This window comes from Methylobacterium tardum (assembly GCF_023546765.1).
Taxonomy (GTDB): domain Bacteria; phylum Pseudomonadota; class Alphaproteobacteria; order Rhizobiales; family Beijerinckiaceae; genus Methylobacterium; species Methylobacterium tardum.
In genome coordinates this window covers 6,468,810-6,486,228 of the sequence record NZ_CP097484.1, presented here as the reverse complement: position 1 = coordinate 6,486,228, position 17,419 = coordinate 6,468,810, and the positions used below count along the sequence as shown (strand labels likewise).

Here is a 17,419-nt window from a genome sequence, read left to right as displayed (position 1 = left end):
CAAGAGCCATCAAACCCGCTGTGACCGATACCTCAACCCTGCCGCCACCCACGCACGGCATCGCCGGCTGGCCGTTCGGGACCGCCCGCGGCGGCCTCGCGCGTCCCGCGTCCCTGCCGGACGGGCGACCGTGGCCGCGCATCCGCGTCATCACGGTCACGCGGCACGGGACCGATCCGGGCGGATCCGTCGCGTCGGTCCTGCGCCAGGAATATCCGGACGTCCGGCACGACCTCCTGCCGCCCGGCTCCGGCCGCGCCGCGGTCGAGCGGATGCTGGCCGACCCGACCATCGACCACCTGCTCTGGCTCGGCGCCGGCGACCTCCTCGCCCCGGGCGCCCTCACGGCCCTGGCGCTCGAAGCCGCGCTCACGGGCGCTGCCGCGGTGGCGGGCCTGCGCGTTCTGTACGATGACGCCGTCCGTGCTCTCGATGCGCCGGCCGCCATGGTGGAGCCGGGTGACGGCGCGTTCGCGGGCAGCGCAATCCTGTGGGCGCGGGACGCGCTGTCCACGCACGCCCTCCTCGATGCGGACGGGGCGCTGCAGGCCGCCGCGGCCTGGTCGGCGCTCGGCGAGGCGCGGCGGGTCATCATCGGACGCCCCGTGCTTCTGCACGGCCTCGCGGTGGCGCCGATCCCGACGGGCGACCTGTCGATCGTCTCGCTCACCGGCACGGGCACCCAGGGCGGCGCCGGCGTGGCGCAGCGCCGGCTCGCCGACGCTCTCGCGCTCGCGGGCCACCGCGTGACCGAAGTCGCCTTGAGCACCCGCCCCGAGGCCGCCGAGTGGACCGACACGTTCCCGCAGGCCGAGGCCGCGATCGCGGCGGCGGCTCCCGATCTGGTGCTCGCCGGTAACCTGCACGGAGCGACCCGCAGCCTCGACATCGTCGGACGCCTCGCCCGGCGGGGACCGGTCGGCCTCGTCCTGCACGACCTGTTCCCGCTCACAGGCCGGTGCTGCCATCCCCGCGATTGCGGCCGCGCCCTCGCCGGCTGCGACGCCGCCTGCCCGACACCGGACGAGTACCCGCAGCTCGCCTCGGACCGGATCGCCAGCATGCATGTCCGCAAGCGCGCGGTGCTTGCCGGCCCTGCCGGCCCGTGGCTGCTCGCGAATTCCGACTGGACGCTTTTGCGCGCCCGGGAGCTCGCGCCGCCGGGCGCGATCGCGGAGCGGATCCGCTTGGCCTTCCCGACCGCCGTGTTCCGGCCGGGCGATCGCGCCGCCCTGCGCCTTCGGCTCGGTTTGCCGCCCGGCGACGTGCTGATCCTGGTCTCGGCGGTGATCGTCGACGGGCCCGACAAGGGCTTCTCGGACCTGCGCGCCGCGCTCCAGGCCGTGACGCGTCCGGGCGTCGGGGTCGTGGCGATCGGCCGGCTCGACGACCCGACCAAGCTCGGTGTCCCCAACCTGTTCGCGCCGGGCCTCATCGCCGACGAAAAGACCCTCGCCGCCTGGTACGGCGCCTGCGACGTCCACGTCACGGCGAGCCGCCACGAGACGCTGGGCCAGACGCCGATCGAAGCCGGTCTCTGCGGCGTGCCGACGCTCGCCTACCGCGTGTCCGGCCTGACCTCCTCGGTGATCGACGGCGTCTCGGGCCGCCTCGTCCCGGTGCGGCCCGGCGCCCTGGCGGAGGCGCTGACCGCGCTGGTCGAGGACGGTGACGCACGGGCGCGGCTCGGCGCCTTCGCGCGGATCACTCTGGAGAGCCGCCACAGCCCGGCCGCGGCCGCCCTGTCCCTGGACGCGGTGTTTCGCCGACGCGGCCTGCGGGACGCCACGCTGCGCCCGACCTTCGCACCGGCGATGCTCGGCCACTTCCCGTTCGCCGCCGCGCTGCAGAAGGGAGCCGTCGGCACAGTTCCGGCGGCTTCGCCGCCCCTGGTGCGCCGGCTGCGGCGGGCCAAGCAGATGGTCCTGGGCCGCCGCATGCCGCTCTTCGTGCGCCGCTGTCTCTACCTCGCCGGCACGCTGCGACGGAGCGCGCCGTGAGGCGCGGGGACGAGGCCGGAAGACGGCGGATCTATCTCGACGAGACGCATCTGCGCGGGCACGTGACCGGGATCGAGCGGATCACGCTCGACCTTTTCGCGCCCGAGACCCTGGCACCGCACGAGGTCCGCCCGGTGACCAGCGGATCGCTGCCCGGCATGATCGCCGCGCAGCAGCTCGGCCTGCCGCTGCGGGCGCTCCTGGACCGGGAGGCCCTGTTGCTGTTTCCCGGCTTTCCGCCCGGACCGCTCTGCGCCGTCGCGGCTGAGCGGTGCCTGCTCTACGTCCACGACACCTTCCTGATCACCCGGACGGCGGATCTGAGCCTGCGCAGCCGCCTCTACATGAGCCCGAGCTTCGCCCTCGCCCTGCGCTGGTGCCCGAACCTGTTCGTCAACAGCCGCACCACCGGCGAGGCCGTGCGCGGCCTCTGCGCGGACCACGCCCGCGTGGCGCTGCTCCGCCCTGGCGTGCGCGACGCCTTCGGCCTCGGCGATCTGCCCGGGCCGGCCGGCTACGCCGCCGGCCAACCCCTTCGGCTGCTCGCGATCGGCACCATCGAGCCGCGCAAGGACTATCCGGCCGCCCTGGCCCTGACGGCCGCGCTGATCCGCGCCGGCGTGTCGGCCGAACTCCATCTCGTCGGCCGGGTCGGCTGGGGCCGGCACGAATTCCTCGACGATCCGCCCCCCTACCTGCATCGCTACGGCTACGTGTCCGATGCCGAGCTGCGCGGGCTCGCGGCCTCGTGCCATTTGTTGATCTCGACATCGAAGGCAGAGGGGCTCGGTCTGCCGTTGCTCGAGGTGCAGCACGGCGGCCTGCCGGTGGTGGCGCCGGATGAACCCGTGTTCCGAGAGGTTCTCGGCGCGTCGGGGCTTCTGATCCGCCCGGATCAACCGGACTCTGCCGTTGCGGCGCTGCTCGGCTGGATCGCGGAAGGCGGTCTGACCCGGGCGATCCAGGCGAGTCGAGAGAACGTGGCACGCTGGAACGCGGCGGCAGCCGAGGATGCGCACCGTTTCCGAAGTTTTCTGGCCGGCGATCGAACAGCCTACGACGCGGCGGAGTCAATTGTCGCACCCAAAGGCGCCGCGTGAGACGGAGTACGTAGTCCCCAACAAAATCAGGGGTTCCCGCGCCCCTCTGCCGTGACACTTACGTTTGTCGCTGTATCGCTTATCTGCGCGTTTCCTGCGTCAGGAACCTGCACCACGGCGAGAGTACTTGTTCGGTATGCTGGTTGCTCGACTGCCGGTGACGAGACCGCCGCAAGCGAGGATCTGTCCCGGATCGGCACGGAGCTGCACCGCGGAGAGACAGGGCGATGGAGGCGGTGACGGGCGGCGTTCTCCGCCCCGGCAGGTCAAGGAGCGAGGCGTATGTTCGACTTCTCGACACGAATGGGCGGTGATCAGCCCGTGCGCATGGTGCTGCCCCAGGTCACGCCTCGGACGGAACCGCGCGTGATCCTACGGCGCCTGTGGCGTGGAAGCGGCTTCATCGTCCTGGGCGCCCTGTTCATGGTCGCGGTCGCGGTCGCGCTGCTCGGGCTCATCACGCCGCGCTACACATCGAGCATGCAGGTGCTCGCCGATCCGAGCGACCTGCGCGTCGCCGAGAACGACGTGAACGCCCGCCAGCCCCAGGCCGACAGCGGCGTCTCGATCGCCGAGAGCCAGGTGCGGGTCATCCAGTCCGACAACGTGCTGCGCCGGGTCATCGCCAAGCTGCACCTCGATCAGGATGACGAGTTCGTGCTGCCGGACGGCAACAACCCCACCCTGAACTGGATCAAGGGCGCGCTCGGCATGCTGCCGCCGCCGGCGAGCCGGGATCCGGTCAACATCGCCCTCGACACGCTCCAGAACCGGCTCACCGTCCGGCGGGCCGAGCGGACCTTCGTGATCGACGTCGCGGTTCAGTCCCGCGACGCCGAGAAGGCCGCGCGCATCGCCAACGCAATCGGCGACGCCTACTTCGCCGAAGAGGCCGCGGCCCGGACCGACACGGCCCGGCGCGCCTCGGATGCCCTGGCCGGCCGGCTCGCCAACCTGAAGCGGGATGTCGAGCAGGCCGAGAGCGCGGTGGTGCGCTACCGCGAGGATCACAAGCTCGTAGCCTCCAGCGGCAGGCTGCTGACCGATCAGCAGCTCGGCGACCTGAACCAGCAGCTCGTCACGGCCTCGATCAAGACCGCCGAGGCCAAGTCGCGCCTGGAGCAGGCGCGCAGGATGCGGTCCTCGGATCCCAGCACGGCGCTCCCCGAGATGCTGCAATCGCTGGAGATGCAGGCGCTGCGTCAGCAATACGCCACGCTCTCCCGCAATACCGCCGAGCTGGCCACCCGTCTCGGCGAGCGGCACCCGGCGATGGCCGAGCAATACGCCCAGCAGCGCGACCTTCAGCGGCTGATCCAGCGCGAGAAGGAGCGGATCATCGAGACGACCCAGAAGGATTACGACCGCGCCGCCGCCAGCGAGGCGGCGATTCGGGCCAATCTCGACCGGGTCAAGACCGAGACGGTGTCCAGCGACCGGGCCTATGTCGGCCTCCGCGAGCTGGAGCGGACGCTCGATGCCCGCCGCGGCGTCTACGAGGCCTATCTGAAGCGGGCCCGCGAGGCGAGCGAGCAGGAGCGGCTGAACACCACCAACGTGCGGGTGATCTCGGTGGCGACGCCCGCCCGCCAGCGGACCTTCCCGCCTTCGCCTAAGATCGTCCTTCCGGTCGCCCTGGTGCTCGGGCTGCTTCTCGGCGGCGGCATCGCCCTGGCGCTCGGCGCCGACAGCGACCGCCGACGCAACCAGCGCGCCGCCGCCCGTCCCGCCGCGAGCTTCCGGGCCGCCGATGCGTGAGATCGGGAATGTCGGCTTCGGCCTGGACGCTGCGGACCCGCCCCGCCGCGAGGTCCGCACCGCGCGGCTTCCAGCCTCCCTGGTACCCGGCGCCGTGCAGGCGTGCGCGACCGTGGAGCTGTTCGGCCTGCGCTTCAACACCGGGACCGCCGCCGCAATCGTCGCCGCGGTGGCGGCCCGACAGGACGATGCGCCGCGCATGATCGTGACGGCCAACATCGACCACATCGTCCAGCTCAACGAGAATGCCGGCTTCCGCGGCGCCTATGCTCGGGCCGTCGCCAGGACCCTCGACGGCATGCCGCTGGTCTGGCTGGCGCGAGCGGTGTCTCGTCAGCCCGTGCAGCGGGTCACCGGCCACGACCTGCTGGCCTGCATCCTCGCCGACCCGCATACCTACGCGCAGAGGGTCTTCTTCGTGTCCTCGCGCCAGGATGCGGCGGATGTCCTGACCGCCCGCCTGCGGGCGGAGGGTCTGCCGGGCAGCGCGGTGGCGAGCGTCGTGCCGCCCTTCGGGTTCGAGCATGACCGCGACTACAGCCGCGCCCTGGCGGAGCGGATCCGGGCACACGGCACCACGCTGCTGGTCCTGGGCGTCGGAGCTCCGAAATCGGAGATCTGGATTGACCGGCATGCCTCGGCGCTGGGCAACCCGATGGTGCTCTGCGTCGGCGACGCGCTCAACGTCGCGGCCGGATGCCTGAAGCGGGCACCCGGCGTCATGCAGCGCCTCGGCCTCGAGTGGATCTTCCGGTTCCTCCAGGCGCCGCGCAGGCTGTTCCGCCGGTACTTCATCAAATCCTGGCGCTTCGTCGGGATCGCGGCCCGGGCGTGCCTCCCGCACCGGATCGGGTGATCTCAGCCCGCTCCGGTGAACAGGTCCGGTCGCCGCAATTGCAGCGCGAAGAGCAGCACCAGCGACTTCATGTCGGTAAGGGCGCCGCGCCGGCCCATCGCGGCCAGTTCCGGGAGCGGGATCTCGTGCACGGCGACGGCCTCGCTCTCCGAGGCCAGGCCGCCGCCGGCGCCGGTCCGGTCGGCCTCGCGGTAGGCCGCCAGGAACAGGTCCATCCGTTCGGTGGAGATGCCCGGCATCGACCAGGCGCTGGAGACGAAATCGAGCTGCCCGAGGCGTAAGCCCGTCTCTTCCATGGCCTCACGCCGCGCCTCGTCCTCCGGCAAGCCCTCGTCGAGGAGGCCGGCCGGCACCTCGAGGTGGCTCGACGGGCCGCTGGCATAGAGCACCGGAGCCCGGAACTGCGAGACCAGCGTCGCGACGCGCCGGTCGGGATCGTAGGGCAGCACCGCCACGGCCCGGCCGTGATCCTCGATCTCGCGCGTGATGCGGGTCCCGTCCTCCTGCATCACCTCCGCCACGAGATAGCGCGCCCAACCGTCGTGCACGAGGCGCACGCCCCCGATCCGTGGTGCCATGCCGTTCCCAACCTCATTCCGAGATCCTGACGGATCGTTCAGGAATGCGGCGGCTTCACGGAGGCGGTCATGCGAAAACGCACGGTCTCGCCGAGGCGCTCGGCCGCGTCGAGCCGCGCGCCCTCCTCACGCACGAGGTTAGGGATATCGATCATCGCCAGAGGATCGGTGCAGGTCACCGCGAGGGTCTGGCCGGGCTTCAGCGCCCGCAGAGCCTTGCGGGTGCGCAGCACCGGCAGCGGACATTTCAGCCCGCTGAGATCGACCTCGATGCAGTCCGGATCGTCGTTCCGCAAACGGCTGGCTCCCGGAACGGCGCAGAAGCCCGCTCCGGGTCGGTCATAGGGACCCGTGACCGCCGATACCAGCGGGCGGCCTCACCATTCGTAGTAGCCGAAGGCCGGGCCGTAATAACCGGCCGGTGCGGACCAGACATAGCGCGGGCCGTAATACCCGGTGTCGAACCCGTGGCTCGGCACCGGCGCGTAGGCGACGCCGTAGCCGAACGGGGCCGGGTAGCCGTATTCGCCGTAGTAGCTGTATTGCGGCCGGCCGCGTGCCGTCACCGTGCCGGCGATCCGGCCTTCGGGACCATAGTGCCAGCGACCGCCCCCGTTGAACGGGGCCGGGTCGGCGGCCCGGCACGGGCCGGCCGCGATTGTCACAGCGGCCATCGCGGCCAGAAAGATGGTTGTCACACGGATCATGGAACGCCCCCCGGCGAGGCCGAAGCGGGCCTCAGAACGTTCCATTAGCACGTCCGTTCAGGGATTCGCGCCTGGGCAAGCGCGCGCCCGAAGCACGGTCAGAACACGCATTCCGAGAAGGCAGCACGCACGCAGGACCCCCAGCGCCCCTCGTAATCGGCCAGCAGATCTTCGGCCCGGGTCCGCCCCGCCGCCACGATGGCTTCGAGCGGCTGGAGGTAGATCGTCTCGTCACGTCCCTCCGCGTCGCGGCGGCCCCGCGCGCGCAGACCCGCCCGGGCAATGGCCAGGGCCTCGGCCGCGACCGCACCCAGCGTCGTGTTGGCCACCGGGGTTGCGAGACCAAGCCGCGGCGCCGTGGCCCGCGCGGCCTCGCGGTTCGCGGGGCTCCACCCCTTCACGAGGTCGAGGGCGGCGTCGAGGGCGGATTCGTCGTAGAGCAGTCCGACCCAGAAGGCCGCCTGCGCGGCGATCATGCCGGGATCGCCGACATCGGCGCCGCGCATCTCGAGAAAGCGCTTCAGGCGGACTTCCGGGAAGGCGGTCGAGGCGTGATTGGCCCAGTCGGAGACCGTCGCGTACTCGCCCGGAAGCTGCGCGAGCTTGCCGGCCATCAGGTCGCGGAACGAGGCACCCGAAACGTCGTGGTAGGTGTCGCCGCGCTTGACGAAGTACATCGGCATGTCGAGCAGCCAGTCGACATAGGCCTCGTAGCCGAACCCCGCCTCGAAGGCGAAGGGCAGCATCCCGGTGCGGTCCGCATCCGTGTCGCGCCAGATCTCCGACCGGCGCGACAGGAAGCCGTTGGGCCGTCCGTCGGTGAAGGGGGAGTTGGCGAAGAGTGCGGTGGCCACCGGCTGCAGCGCCAGCGAGGCGCGCATCTTGCGCACCATGTCGGCCTCGGAGGCGAAGTCGAGGTTCACCTGCACGGTGGCGGTGCGCAGCATCATGTCGAGACCGAGCGACCCGACCTTCGGCATATAGCCAGCCATGATCCGGTATCGGCTCTTGGGCATGACCGGAGTTTCGTCCCGGCGCCATTTGGGGCTCATGCCGAGGGTGAGGAAACTGATGCCCAGCGGATCGGCGGCGCGTTTTGTGGCCGCCAGATGGGTGGCGAGTTCCGCGGCCGTGGCGTGCACGTCGGGGAGCGCCGCGCCGGACAGCTCGAACTGGCCGCCGGGCTCGATCGAGATCGCGCCACCCTCTTCCGCCGACAGGCCGATGATGTTGCCGAGATCGAGGATCGGCTCCCAGCCGGTCTCGCGGCCGAGGCCTTCCAGCAGCGCACGGATCCCGCGCTCGCCGTCGTAGGGCACGGGCGCCCGGGTCTCCCGGTAGAACGGGATCTTCTCGTGCTCGGTGCCGATCGCGAAGCGCTCGCGCGGCTTCTCGCCCGCGGCGAACCACTCGATCAGCTCGGCGCGCGCGGTGAGCGGCGTGGTGTCGTTGCTGTCGCGCGCCATGCGCTGCCTGCCCGTGCGTCTGACCTGTGCCTGGGAGAGGGCGCGCCGAACTGCTTCGGCGGGTCCGCCCGGTTCAAACCCCACCTCGCGAATGGGGTTCGGGCTGACACCCGCCCCCGACCCCGATGAGCCCGCGGCGCAGGCGGCGTCCGGTGAGGGACATAGTCGAGCCGCCGAGAACCCACAACGCGGCGGCGCAGACCGGTGCCCCGCTTCACGTCTGATCCGGCGCGACAATCGCCCGCCGGACTATCCTTATGTGCGCCGGCACACATGGATCCGACAGGCGGACATTTCAGCGCGCATCTCCGAGAACCGCCTGGACCAGGGTCAGCACCGCGACAGCGGCGGTGTCGGCTCGGAGGATCCGCGGCCCGAGCGACAGCGCGACGGTGTTGGGCCGCGCCCGAATCAGCGCCCGCTCCTCCTCGGAGAAGCCGCCCTCCGGGCCGACCAGGACGGCGAGCGGCGGCGGCGCCTGCGGATCGCCCGCCGCGCGCAGGGCCGCCACCGGATCGCCGACGGGGGCGTCCTCGTCGCAGAACACCAGGAGACGCTCCGGCGCGAGGCCGGCCAGCACCGCGGGCAGGCGTTGGGGTTCCGGGCAGTCCGGGATCGCCAGGATGCCGCATTGCTCGGCGGCCTCCACCGCATTGGCGCGCAGCCGGTCCATATTGACCCGCTCGCCCTGCGTGAACCGGGTGATCACCGGCTGGATCGTGCCGGCTCCCATCTCCACCGCCTTCTGCGCGAGGTAGTCCAGGCGCGCGCTCTTCAGGGGCGCGAACAGGTAGTGCAGGTCTGCGGGCCGAGGCTGCGGACGCGTGCGCGCGGCGACGTGCAGGTCAGCGCCCTTGCGGCCGGTCTGGACGAGGTGCGCACGCCACTCGCCGTCGCGACCGTTGAAGACCAGGACGGGATCGTCCGGCCCACGGCGCAGGACGTTGAGCAGGTAATTCGCCTGCGCCCGGTCGAGCGGCAGAATCACCCCCGCGGCGAGATCGGGCGCGACGTAGAGGCGCGGAGCGGTGAAGTCGTAGGCCGGCATCGGCGCGTGGTTGCCCGCCCCGCTGGGCGTGTCAACGCGGGACGGGCCCCGCACTCTGTTGCCAAAAGGTTACGAGAGCGGCTTTTCCGCACCTCGTCCACCAGTGCATCGCGCAGCCGGTTTGCCGCTTGATTGACGCCACAATCCTATGGCGAACCCAGGGAAACGGATGAGAGCCGGCCGCATGCGGATTCGGCAGGGGCGTCGAGGGAGTCGTGGAATGGCGAAGGGGAGCTTGAGTCTGGGGGCCGCGGTGCTGGTCGGCACCGTTCTGTTCGGTACCGCAGCCTTCGCGCAGAGCGCGACGCCGGAATGCGGCGCCATCCAGAAGACCCTGGCCGATCGCAAAGCGCTGGTCGGCCGTGCCAACGCGGCCTCGCAGTCCAAGAAGAAGATGACGCCGCAGGAAGCCTGCGCGCTGTTCGGCAAGCTCCAGGCCAACGGCGCCGAGGGCCTGAAGTGGATCACCGCCAACAAGGAATGGTGCTCGATCCCCGATTCCTTCGCCGAGGGCTTCAAGGCCGACCACCTGAAGGTCAGCGGCATCCGCACCAAGATCTGCAGCGTCGCCGCCCAGGCGACCAAGATGGAGGCGCAGGCCCGCGCCCAGGCCCAGGCTCAGGCCAATGGCAACGGCGGCGGCCTGCTCGGCGGTCCGGGCTTGACCGGCAGCTTCAAGCTGCCGCAGGGCGCCCTGTAAGATCGTCTGAGAGGATCACGGATCCGGCGCGGATCCCCTCTGCAGCGGAGGGGGCCTCGTGTGCGGCGACCGGAGATCCGAGCGATGAGCAGGACGGCGATTGACGACGGGCGGCCGGCGGACGCCGTGAGCGGACACTGGGTCGACCGGTTCGCGCCGCGGCCCTGGCGGCCCTATCTGCGCCTAGCGCGCATCGACCGGCCGATCGGGTGGTGGCTGCTGCTCCTGCCCTGCTGGTGGTCGGCCGCGCTGGCGGCGATCGCCGCGGAGCAGCCCTTCCCGGATCCCTGGCACTGCCTGCTGTTCCTGATCGGGGCGGTGGCGATGCGTGGGGCGGGCTCCACCTACAACGACATCGCCGATCGCGACCTCGACGCCCAGGTCGAGCGCACGCGCCTGCGCCCCCTCCCCTCGGGGCAGGTGCGGCCGCGCCACGCGGCCGTGTTCCTGGTGGTCCAGGCGCTGATCGGGCTCGCGGTGCTGGTGCAGTTCAACGAGGAGGCGATCCTCATCGGGCTGTGCTCCCTCGTGCCGGTGGCGATCTACCCGTTCATGAAGCGCGTCATGCCGCTGCCGCAGGCGATCCTGGGCCTGGCCTTCGCGTGGGGCGCGCTGATGGGCTGGGCGGCGGTGTTCGCCCGCCTCGATCCGCCGGCGCTGCTGCTCTACGCGGGCGCGCTGTGCTGGGTCATCGGCTACGACACGATCTACGCGGTTCAGGACATCGAGGATGACGAGATCGCCGGGATCCGGTCCTCGGCCCGGCTGTTCGGCCGGCGTGTCAAAGGCGCCGTCGGGCTATGCTACGCCCTGGCGGCAATCCTGATCCTGCTGGCGGCCAGAGGCGCGAGCGCGGGTATCGTGGGTTACCTGGGCGTTGCGGCCTTCGCGGCGCATCTCGCCTGGCAGGTCGTGTCGCTCCGGGAGCGCGACGGGCGCGGAGCGCTCACCCTGTTCCGGTCGAACCGGGATGCGGGCCTGATCCTGTTCGTCGGCCTCGCTGCCGACGCGTTGCTGCGTGGTCTCTTCTGAGGTCTGCGGAGACCGTCAGGTGCGGGCGATGATCTCGTTCTCGCCGCGGAAGATCTGCGGCCGGGCCGGCAACCGGCCGGTCTTGCGGCGGGCCAGGAAGCGCGGGCGGCGGGCGCCGAGCCCGGCATGCCGGCGGCGGATGCGCACCTGTCCGAGGATCAGACGGCCAATCTGCTGGGACACCGGCACGAGGACACCGTCCTCCCGCACGATCATCCGCACCAGCCCGGCCCGGCCCGCGATGTCGCGCCAAACGGCCACGACGTCGTCCTCGCCGAAGCTGCCGAGGCGATGGAGCGCGTGGCCTTCCGCATCGACGAGGATCAACGTGAACCGGTCGGTCCCGGTGATCTCGGCATCCTCGGCAGCGTAGGCGAGTGCGATGCCGGCGGCCGGGCGGGCGCCGGACGTCCGGCCGATCACCGGGAGCGGCGAAGCCGTGAAACAGAGCGCGATGTCCGCATCAAGCATCGGCTGTCCTGTGCGACGTTCATCCGCGATCGGGGAAGTGTTCATCGGTCCGAGTCCCTGGATCAAGTGGCGACCCCTGTCGGGCCGTCCGTTATGCCAAGCAAAATCGCACCCGAACTCCTCCGCACCGCTTAAGAGCCGTCGTTAAGCGAATCTGGACAGGGCTGTCATTTGCGGAATGCTCAATGCTTCCTTGAATGCTCAACACTTCCTTGCGCTGTTCGATCATTATCGATCGATCAACCAACATCCTTGTGGCGGTGCGGGAGGCGCCGTACAACGGAGCGGCCGGATGCGCGGCCCTCCCGCGCCCGGTTCTCTCAGCCCAGCCGGGCCCCGACATCCGCTCAGCCGGATAGACGGCGCAACGAGGCCCTTTGCGGGGCCAGACCGATTCCATGCGGAGCGCGATGTCCGAGACTCTCACCGACGACGCCGTCTCCGCCCTCATGCCGGACCTGCGCGCGGTCATGCGCGAGGCTGCCGAGATCGCGCGTCCGTTCTTCAGGCTCGGCGGCCAGACCTCCGCGCGGATCTGGTCGAAAGCGGGCGGCTCGCCGGTGACCGAGGCCGACGTCGCGGTGGACGCCTTCCTGAAGGTCCGGCTGAGCAGCCTCGTTCCGCAGGCGGCTTGGCTTTCGGAGGAGACGGCCGACGATCCGGCGCGCATCGGCCACGACCTCGTCTGGATCGTGGATCCGATCGACGGGACCCGCGCCTTCCTGTCGGGCCACCCCGACTGGGCGATCGCGGTCGCCCTGCTCTCCGGGGGCCAGCCGCTGATCGGCTTCGTCCACGCGCCGGCCGGCGGCGCGGATTACGAAGCGGTCCGCGGGCGCGGCGCCACCCGGAACGGCGAACAGATCCGGGTCGACGGCCGGCAGAGCCTGCCGGGCGCGCGCATCACCGGCCCGAAACCGATGCTCGACCGCCTCACGCGCGGCGCCGGCCCGGATCCGGATTTCTCGGTGATCGCGCGGATCCCGTCGCTCGCCCTGCGGCTCGCCCGCGTGGCCGACGGGACCGTCGATGTCGGGATGATCTCCGGCCATGCCCGCGACTGGGACCTCGCGGCCGCGGACCTCGTCCTGCGCGAAGCGGGCGGGATTGTGTGCGACTTCAACGGTGACGCCACACCCTATAACCGCCCGGATCCGGTTCACGGCGAGCTGCTCGCCGCTCCGGTGGTGCTGCGCGATCCCGTCCTGGCGGCCTGGGGCCGCTGAGGCGCGGGGACGGCTCTTGAAGTCGGCTGTGAGGCCCAATCACGCCGGGTGACGATCGCGATCCCATCTCGTCATCCGGGATGGGCGACATCCCGGGGCCGCGCAGCGGAGCCCGGGATCAAGGCACGCCGAGGCGCCACGGTTGAGCAACCGCGGCGCTTATGGCTTCCGGGCTCACCTGCGGCGCCCCGGAATGACGGTGTGATCGGCGGGAAGCGATCGGTCGCGAGACTCGCCGCTACGTCTTGCCCGTCAGGCTGCCGCGGACTCGCGGAGCATGACCGCGCCGGGCGCGAGCCCGAGGCGCTCGGCGAGATGCCAGTGCAGTTCCCGAGGGGAATGGTAGTTGTAGGACCGGTCGATCAGGTGGCTGATATCGGCCCCGGTCTGATCCGCGGTCTTGGCCCGCGCCAGCTTGCCCACCCGGAAGGTCGGCGCATCGGTGACGGGGAACGGACGCCGCGGCGCCGTGTGTATTCGAACATCATGAATTAGGTCTTTTCTTTTCTGGACCGGACGTTTTACGCCGCCCGGCGTCGTTTCTGGGATATTGCCTCCGACGCGACCGGATACCGAACGGTCTCGTCCGGCATGGAAGCGTCGGAAGGGGGAACCGCTTCGCGCGGCCGGATCAGGATCCCTCACAAGCGTCCCTTCGGGACGGTCTCCCTCCGCACCCAGGGCGCAGCGGGAGGCCTGTGAGGGCCTTTCAGACCTGCGGGACGGTCAGGCCGCCTGCAGGTTGCCGGCGGCGTCCTTGCCGCTGCGCTTGTCGGTGAGGATCTCGTAAGTGATCCGCTGGCCTTCGATCAGGTTGCGCATCCCGGCGCGCTCGACGGCCGAGATGTGAACGAACACGTCCTTGCCGCCATCATCGGGCTGGATGAAACCGTAGCCCTTGGTCTCATTGAACCACTTCACAGTGCCGGTATTCACGTAGTGTACCTCGTTCGTCCATAGGCCACCCGCGCGACGAAGGAGCCGCGTGATGCGCCAAGGTCTTTCTGGGGTTTGGCCAGTGTGGCGGGGCGCGAGATGCCGGACCCTTGAAGCGTCGGTCTCGGTGGGTAAGCCCCCCGAGGACGTATTTAGGGATCCGCTGCGGCCGCAACAAGGCGGTTCGGACGCAACATCTGCGTCGCAGGCCGGATCGCGGGCGCTGCCGAGGCGCGCCGCCCCCTGTGATTCTCGGCATTCACGATGCATATACGGAATGCGCTCAAGCAGTTAAGGCGCGTGGCTCTGGACGGTACATGGCAGGCATCTCGGTCTCGCTGGACGGTGCGAACATCCAGCTCTCTTTCCAGAAGGATGATCAGGCGACGGCGGTGGTGATGGATGCCCGCGCCGCGCGCGCCCTGGTGCGCGCCGTCGGCCAGCTTCTCACGGCGATCGACGATACCGACGAGCCGGATGTCGGGGATGAGATGGGCGACGAGGAGGTCGCCATGCTCGACGTGACCTCCTCGGCCATCGAGATCGGCACCGACGACGAGGGTCAGGCGGTGGTCGCCCTGCAGGCCGGGGCGCTCCCGCCCTTCCAGCTTCGCCTGACGGACGAAGAGGCCCGCCACGTCGTGACGAGCCTCTCCGAGATCCTCAACGCCCCCCGCGACGTTCGCACCTCGCACGGCGGCCACTGAGTCTCACCGCTGTCCGCGGGTCACATCCGCGTCCCGGGATCGGTCGGCGTCCCCGGGAAGATGTCGGGTTCGGAACCTGGACCGCCGGGCTCGCCGATGCCGGGGTCGTTCACCGGATAGGGCGTGCGCGGACCGGTCGGGCCGATATCCGGCTCCTCGTCGGGCGTGGGCGGCACAGGCGGCAGATCGCCGGGCGTGGGTTCGGGCAGGCCGGGGTTGGCCATGGCGCGACTCCTGATGCGTGATGGGATGGTCACTAACGGACCGCGCTCCCGGGGGTTCCTTGGCCCGCCCGCGCCGGGCTCGGCCGCCGTTTGGCCGCGGGAACGGGGTGATCGGCCTTCCGTTGGTCGGGCACATCCCAGCAACGGAGAACACCCGCCATGCCCGACATCAAGCAGGCCAAGATCCTGATCCTGGCGACCGACGGCTTCGAGGAAGCCGAGCTGACGGTTCCGCAATCCAAGCTGTCTCAGGCCGGTGCGAAGGTCACCGTCGCGGCCCCGCAATCCCGCCAGAGCAAGGGCTCGATCCGCGGCTGGGACAAGACCGACTGGGGCAAGGAGGTCGCGGTCGATACCGAGCTGGAGCAGGTCGATCCGTCCGCCTACGACGCGCTGGTCCTGCCCGGCGGACAGATCAACCCCGACAAGCTGCGGCTCGAGCCGAAGGCGCTGGAGGTGATCAAGAGCTTCCTGACATCCGGCAAGGTCGTCGCCGCAATCTGTCACGCGCCGTGGCTGCTCATCGAGGTCGGCGCGGCCAAGGGCCGCGACCTGACCTCGTTCAGCTCGATCCGGACCGACGTGATCAACGCCGGCGGCCGCTGGCACGACAAGGAAGTCGTGACCGATCACGGCATCATCACCAGCCGCAATCCGGGCGACCTCGACGCCTTCTGCGCCAAGATCATCGAGGAAATCCGGGAAGGCGGCCACGGCACGCGACAGCTCGCGGCCTGAGGTCACGCGCGCGGGCGACGAGCTGCGCCCGCGCTCGCCCATGACTCCGAGGACGGCGCAGCTCCGGATCGGCCAGCCGTACTCGTCCGTGCCCTCGACCGCGATGCGATGGGCGCCCGGCGCGAGATCGTCCGGGAGCCGCGCCGTCCAGATATGGGTCGAGGGTATCGCCCCGACCCAGCTCTTCCTCGTTTCCGGGTAGCGCTCGAACAGCTCGGCGAGGAACGGGTCGAGACAGCGCCCCCCGAAACGCGCGCGGCCCGCATCCTGCCGGAGGATGCGGGCCGCGGCCTATCGGTATCGGGCTCGAAGAGCTCCGCGGCGCGCGGGACGCCTACTCCTCGTCGCCGGGCTCGAACGACTGCGGCATCGGCTCGGCGCTGGCGACCGGGGTCGGGGCGCCGATGGTCGACGGCACGTTCACGCCGTCGCGCTTGTAGATGTCGTCGCGGAACTGCACGAGGCCGTCCGGGGTCGACCAAGCAGTGATGTAGGTCCAGTAGACCGGCACCGGCTGGGCGATGTTGGCGTCGACGCGCTTGCCGCTCTCGATCGCCTCCTCGACCTTCTGACGATCCCAGCCGGGCGTGTCCTTCAACAGCCAGGTGATGTACTCGCGCACGTTCTGCACGCGCACGCAGCCCGACGAGATGAAGCGGAAATCGTCGCCGAACACGCCCTTGGTGTTCGTGTCATGCATGAACACGCCGTAGGGGTTCGGGATGTTGATGCGGACGATGCCCATCGAGTTGAAGTCGGCGCCCGAATCCTGCCGGTAGGTGTAGCGGGTGCCCTCGTCGGAGAACCAGTTGACCGACTTCGGCGAGATCTCCTGACCGTTCGACAGGATGCGGATCCGGTTGTCCGTGAGGTAGTTCGGATCCTTCTGCATCTTCGGGATCAGGTCCTTCTTCACGATGGAAGCCGGGACCGTCCAAGTCGGGTTGAAATTGATCTGGGTCGCCTTGGTGTTCATGATCGGCGACTGCCGGTCGATCTTGCCCACGCCCGCGGCGTGCAGCGTCACGACCTGACCGTTCTCGACGGTCTCGACCAAGGCCGCCGGGATGTTGGTGATCACGAAGCGCCGGCCCAGGTCGCCCGAGTAGGAGCGCAGACGCACGACGTTGGTCTCGAGCTGGCGCAGCCGGACATCGGCCGGGACGTTCATCGCCTGCTGCGTAGCAAGGCTCATCGTGCCGGTCTGGCTGAGGCCGTGGCGGGCCTGGAAGCGCTTCACGCCGGCGGCGACGTAGGAATCGTACACGCCCGAGCCGCCGGCCGCCGGATCGAGATCACCGGTGACGATCAGGCGCTGGCGGACGGCCGCCACGGCCGGGCCGCGCGAGCCGATCCGCAGGTGGTCGGCGCCGGAAACCTGCTTCCAGCCGCCGCGGCCGACGATGTCCTTGTAGCGCTCGACCATCTGCTCAGTGGCCGAGACCGTCTGGGGCGAGAGAATCGGAACCGTCTCGCGCTGCACCTGCATGGCGGCGGGCGAGGCGTAGTCCTGCGCCCATTCGGCCTGGGCGTAGTTGCCCTGGTCGCGGGCTTCGGCGGCGCCAACACCCAGCGCGCCGAGAGCGGCGACGCTCAGGAGGGTGGTGAACCGGTTTTGTGCCTTCATGCGCATCGGTCGCTGGCTCTGGTCCGGAGTACGTCAGAATGTGGCGGGAGCGAATTGTCTCGGACGCCACGGTGTCGGTCTGACGTTAAGAACCCTTATCGAAGGGGCCGGAATGTGGCATCGCGGTGCGCTAGCGCACGCAGCATCCAGGTGCGGCACGCTGGCAACAGCCAAGGCCATACCGGTGTGGCAGTGATGCCATAGCCGTCCGGACCGGACGACGCGCGGGAGCAGCATGAGAGCGG

Annotated in this window: 18 protein-coding genes and 1 pseudogene; 9 read left to right on the top strand and 10 right to left on the bottom strand. The window is 70.3% G+C overall.

Annotated elements, in window-relative coordinates; all coding sequences use genetic code 11:
- Nucleotides 1-20: 20 nt before the first annotated feature.
- The 4 genes from M6G65_RS31085 to M6G65_RS31070 all read left to right on the top strand — a co-directional run bounded on the left by M6G65_RS31085 (nucleotide 21) and on the right by M6G65_RS31070 (nucleotide 5,714).
- Nucleotides 21-2,000, top strand: a complete 1,980-nt coding sequence (locus M6G65_RS31085) for a glycosyltransferase (protein ID WP_238194031.1) — start codon at nucleotides 21-23, stop codon at nucleotides 1,998-2,000.
- The gene (locus M6G65_RS31080) at nucleotides 1,997-3,100 is read left to right on the top strand and encodes a glycosyltransferase (RefSeq protein ID WP_238194029.1); all 1,104 of its coding nucleotides are present in this window, start codon (nucleotides 1,997-1,999) and stop codon (nucleotides 3,098-3,100) included. Before M6G65_RS31085 ends, M6G65_RS31080 begins: the two co-directional genes overlap by 4 nt.
- A 282-nt stretch (nucleotides 3,101-3,382) precedes the next feature.
- Nucleotides 3,383-4,858, top strand: coding sequence for a GumC family protein (locus M6G65_RS31075; RefSeq protein WP_250103300.1), 1,476 nt, complete (start codon nucleotides 3,383-3,385; stop codon nucleotides 4,856-4,858).
- Entirely contained in the window at nucleotides 4,851-5,714 is an 864-nt protein-coding gene (locus M6G65_RS31070) for a WecB/TagA/CpsF family glycosyltransferase (protein WP_238194025.1), read from the top strand. The genes M6G65_RS31075 and M6G65_RS31070 overlap by 8 nt, the downstream gene beginning before the upstream one ends.
- 2 nt (nucleotides 5,715-5,716) lie before the next feature.
- On the opposite strand, the gene M6G65_RS31065 is transcribed toward M6G65_RS31070, so the two are convergent.
- From M6G65_RS31065 to M6G65_RS31045, 5 genes are all read right to left on the bottom strand, one after another.
- Nucleotides 5,717-6,292: an NUDIX domain-containing protein gene (locus M6G65_RS31065; protein ID WP_238194023.1), complete on the bottom strand. Its 576-nt coding sequence runs from the start codon at nucleotides 6,290-6,292 to the stop codon at nucleotides 5,717-5,719.
- Between the two features lie 38 nt (nucleotides 6,293-6,330).
- Nucleotides 6,331-6,588, bottom strand: a complete 258-nt coding sequence (locus M6G65_RS31060) for a sulfurtransferase TusA family protein (RefSeq protein WP_238194021.1) — start codon at nucleotides 6,586-6,588, stop codon at nucleotides 6,331-6,333.
- 81 nt (nucleotides 6,589-6,669) lie between these two features.
- The gene (locus M6G65_RS31055) at nucleotides 6,670-6,999 is read right to left on the bottom strand and encodes a hypothetical protein (RefSeq protein ID WP_250104319.1); all 330 of its coding nucleotides are present in this window, start codon (nucleotides 6,997-6,999) and stop codon (nucleotides 6,670-6,672) included.
- A 98-nt stretch (nucleotides 7,000-7,097) separates the two neighbouring features.
- Complete coding sequence (locus M6G65_RS31050) at nucleotides 7,098-8,465, bottom strand: glutamate--cysteine ligase (RefSeq protein ID WP_238194017.1); 1,368 nt, start codon at nucleotides 8,463-8,465, stop codon at nucleotides 7,098-7,100.
- 295 nt (nucleotides 8,466-8,760) lie between these two features.
- Nucleotides 8,761-9,513 (bottom strand): 16S rRNA (uracil(1498)-N(3))-methyltransferase, encoded by a 753-nt coding sequence (locus M6G65_RS31045; RefSeq protein WP_238194016.1) that lies wholly within the window; start codon nucleotides 9,511-9,513, stop codon nucleotides 8,761-8,763.
- A gap of 220 nt (nucleotides 9,514-9,733) precedes the next feature.
- On the opposite strand from M6G65_RS31045, the gene M6G65_RS31040 reads away from it, so the two are divergent.
- Both M6G65_RS31040 and ubiA read left to right on the top strand, forming a co-directional pair.
- Nucleotides 9,734-10,213, top strand: a complete 480-nt coding sequence (locus tag M6G65_RS31040; RefSeq protein WP_238194014.1) for a hypothetical protein — start codon at nucleotides 9,734-9,736, stop codon at nucleotides 10,211-10,213.
- Between the two features lie 84 nt (nucleotides 10,214-10,297).
- Nucleotides 10,298-11,245 carry a 4-hydroxybenzoate octaprenyltransferase gene (gene ubiA, locus M6G65_RS31035; protein ID WP_238194012.1) on the top strand — a complete coding sequence of 316 codons (948 nt, stop codon included), beginning with the start codon at nucleotides 10,298-10,300 and terminating at the stop codon, nucleotides 11,243-11,245.
- Nucleotides 11,246-11,260: 15 nt separating this feature from the next.
- Here the strand turns inward: ubiA and M6G65_RS31030 are convergent, their stop codons facing one another.
- Nucleotides 11,261-11,716 carry a DUF6101 family protein gene (locus M6G65_RS31030; RefSeq protein ID WP_250103299.1) on the bottom strand — a complete coding sequence of 152 codons (456 nt, stop codon included), beginning with the start codon at nucleotides 11,714-11,716 and terminating at the stop codon, nucleotides 11,261-11,263.
- Nucleotides 11,717-12,126: 410 nt separating this feature from the next.
- Here M6G65_RS31030 and M6G65_RS31025 point away from each other — a divergent pair, with 410 nt between their 5' ends.
- Complete coding sequence (locus tag M6G65_RS31025; RefSeq protein ID WP_238194008.1) at nucleotides 12,127-12,942, top strand: inositol monophosphatase family protein; 816 nt, start codon at nucleotides 12,127-12,129, stop codon at nucleotides 12,940-12,942.
- Nucleotides 12,943-13,194: 252 nt separating this feature from the next.
- Here the strand turns inward: M6G65_RS31025 and M6G65_RS31020 are convergent.
- Nucleotides 13,195-13,430 (bottom strand): annotated as a pseudogene (locus M6G65_RS31020) (AsnC family transcriptional regulator).
- Nucleotides 13,431-13,668: 238 nt separating this feature from the next.
- Nucleotides 13,669-13,878, bottom strand: coding sequence for a cold-shock protein (locus M6G65_RS31015; RefSeq protein WP_010682786.1), 210 nt, complete (start codon nucleotides 13,876-13,878; stop codon nucleotides 13,669-13,671).
- Nucleotides 13,879-14,195: 317 nt separating this feature from the next.
- On the opposite strand from M6G65_RS31015, the gene M6G65_RS31010 reads away from it, so the two are divergent.
- On the top strand, nucleotides 14,196-14,585 hold the full coding sequence (locus M6G65_RS31010; protein WP_238194006.1) for a hypothetical protein: 390 nt from the start codon (nucleotides 14,196-14,198) through the stop codon (nucleotides 14,583-14,585).
- Nucleotides 14,586-14,605: 20 nt separating this feature from the next.
- Here the strand turns inward: M6G65_RS31010 and M6G65_RS31005 are convergent, their stop codons facing one another.
- Nucleotides 14,606-14,809, bottom strand: coding sequence for a hypothetical protein (locus tag M6G65_RS31005; protein WP_192706560.1), 204 nt, complete (start codon nucleotides 14,807-14,809; stop codon nucleotides 14,606-14,608).
- Nucleotides 14,810-14,968: 159 nt separating this feature from the next.
- On the opposite strand from M6G65_RS31005, the gene M6G65_RS31000 reads away from it, so the two are divergent.
- Nucleotides 14,969-15,547 (top strand): type 1 glutamine amidotransferase domain-containing protein, encoded by a 579-nt coding sequence (locus tag M6G65_RS31000; RefSeq protein ID WP_238194004.1) that lies wholly within the window; start codon nucleotides 14,969-14,971, stop codon nucleotides 15,545-15,547.
- A 334-nt stretch (nucleotides 15,548-15,881) separates the two neighbouring features.
- Here M6G65_RS31000 and M6G65_RS30995 read toward each other — a convergent pair whose 3' ends face one another.
- Nucleotides 15,882-17,180, bottom strand: a complete 1,299-nt coding sequence (locus M6G65_RS30995) for a L,D-transpeptidase family protein (RefSeq protein ID WP_238194003.1) — start codon at nucleotides 17,178-17,180, stop codon at nucleotides 15,882-15,884.
- Nucleotides 17,181-17,419 lie beyond the last annotated feature (239 nt).

What these genes read in the sequence shown, in the direction of transcription:
- M6G65_RS31050 (WP_238194017.1), bottom strand. Translation starts at nt 8,465, where the DNA reads ATGGCGCGCGACAGCAACGACACCACGCCGCTCACCGCGCGCGCCGAG.
- M6G65_RS31030 (WP_250103299.1), bottom strand. Translation starts at nt 11,716, where the DNA reads ATGCTTGATGCGGACATCGCGCTCTGTTTCACGGCTTCGCCGCTCCCG.
- M6G65_RS30995 (WP_238194003.1), bottom strand. Translation starts at nt 17,180, where the DNA reads ATGCGCATGAAGGCACAAAACCGGTTCACCACCCTCCTGAGCGTCGCC.
- M6G65_RS31070 (WP_238194025.1), top strand. Translation starts at nt 4,851, where the DNA reads ATGCGTGAGATCGGGAATGTCGGCTTCGGCCTGGACGCTGCGGACCCG.
- M6G65_RS31065 (WP_238194023.1), bottom strand. Translation starts at nt 6,292, where the DNA reads ATGGCACCACGGATCGGGGGCGTGCGCCTCGTGCACGACGGTTGGGCG.
- M6G65_RS31075 (WP_250103300.1), top strand. Translation starts at nt 3,383, where the DNA reads ATGTTCGACTTCTCGACACGAATGGGCGGTGATCAGCCCGTGCGCATG.
- M6G65_RS31000 (WP_238194004.1), top strand. Translation starts at nt 14,969, where the DNA reads ATGCCCGACATCAAGCAGGCCAAGATCCTGATCCTGGCGACCGACGGC.
- M6G65_RS31040 (WP_238194014.1), top strand. Translation starts at nt 9,734, where the DNA reads ATGGCGAAGGGGAGCTTGAGTCTGGGGGCCGCGGTGCTGGTCGGCACC.
- M6G65_RS31010 (WP_238194006.1), top strand. Translation starts at nt 14,196, where the DNA reads ATGGCAGGCATCTCGGTCTCGCTGGACGGTGCGAACATCCAGCTCTCT.
- M6G65_RS31045 (WP_238194016.1), bottom strand. Translation starts at nt 9,513, where the DNA reads ATGCCGGCCTACGACTTCACCGCTCCGCGCCTCTACGTCGCGCCCGAT.
- M6G65_RS31005 (WP_192706560.1), bottom strand. Translation starts at nt 14,809, where the DNA reads ATGGCCAACCCCGGCCTGCCCGAACCCACGCCCGGCGATCTGCCGCCT.
- M6G65_RS31025 (WP_238194008.1), top strand. Translation starts at nt 12,127, where the DNA reads ATGTCCGAGACTCTCACCGACGACGCCGTCTCCGCCCTCATGCCGGAC.
- M6G65_RS31055 (WP_250104319.1), bottom strand. Translation starts at nt 6,999, where the DNA reads ATGATCCGTGTGACAACCATCTTTCTGGCCGCGATGGCCGCTGTGACA.
- ubiA (WP_238194012.1), top strand. Translation starts at nt 10,298, where the DNA reads ATGAGCAGGACGGCGATTGACGACGGGCGGCCGGCGGACGCCGTGAGC.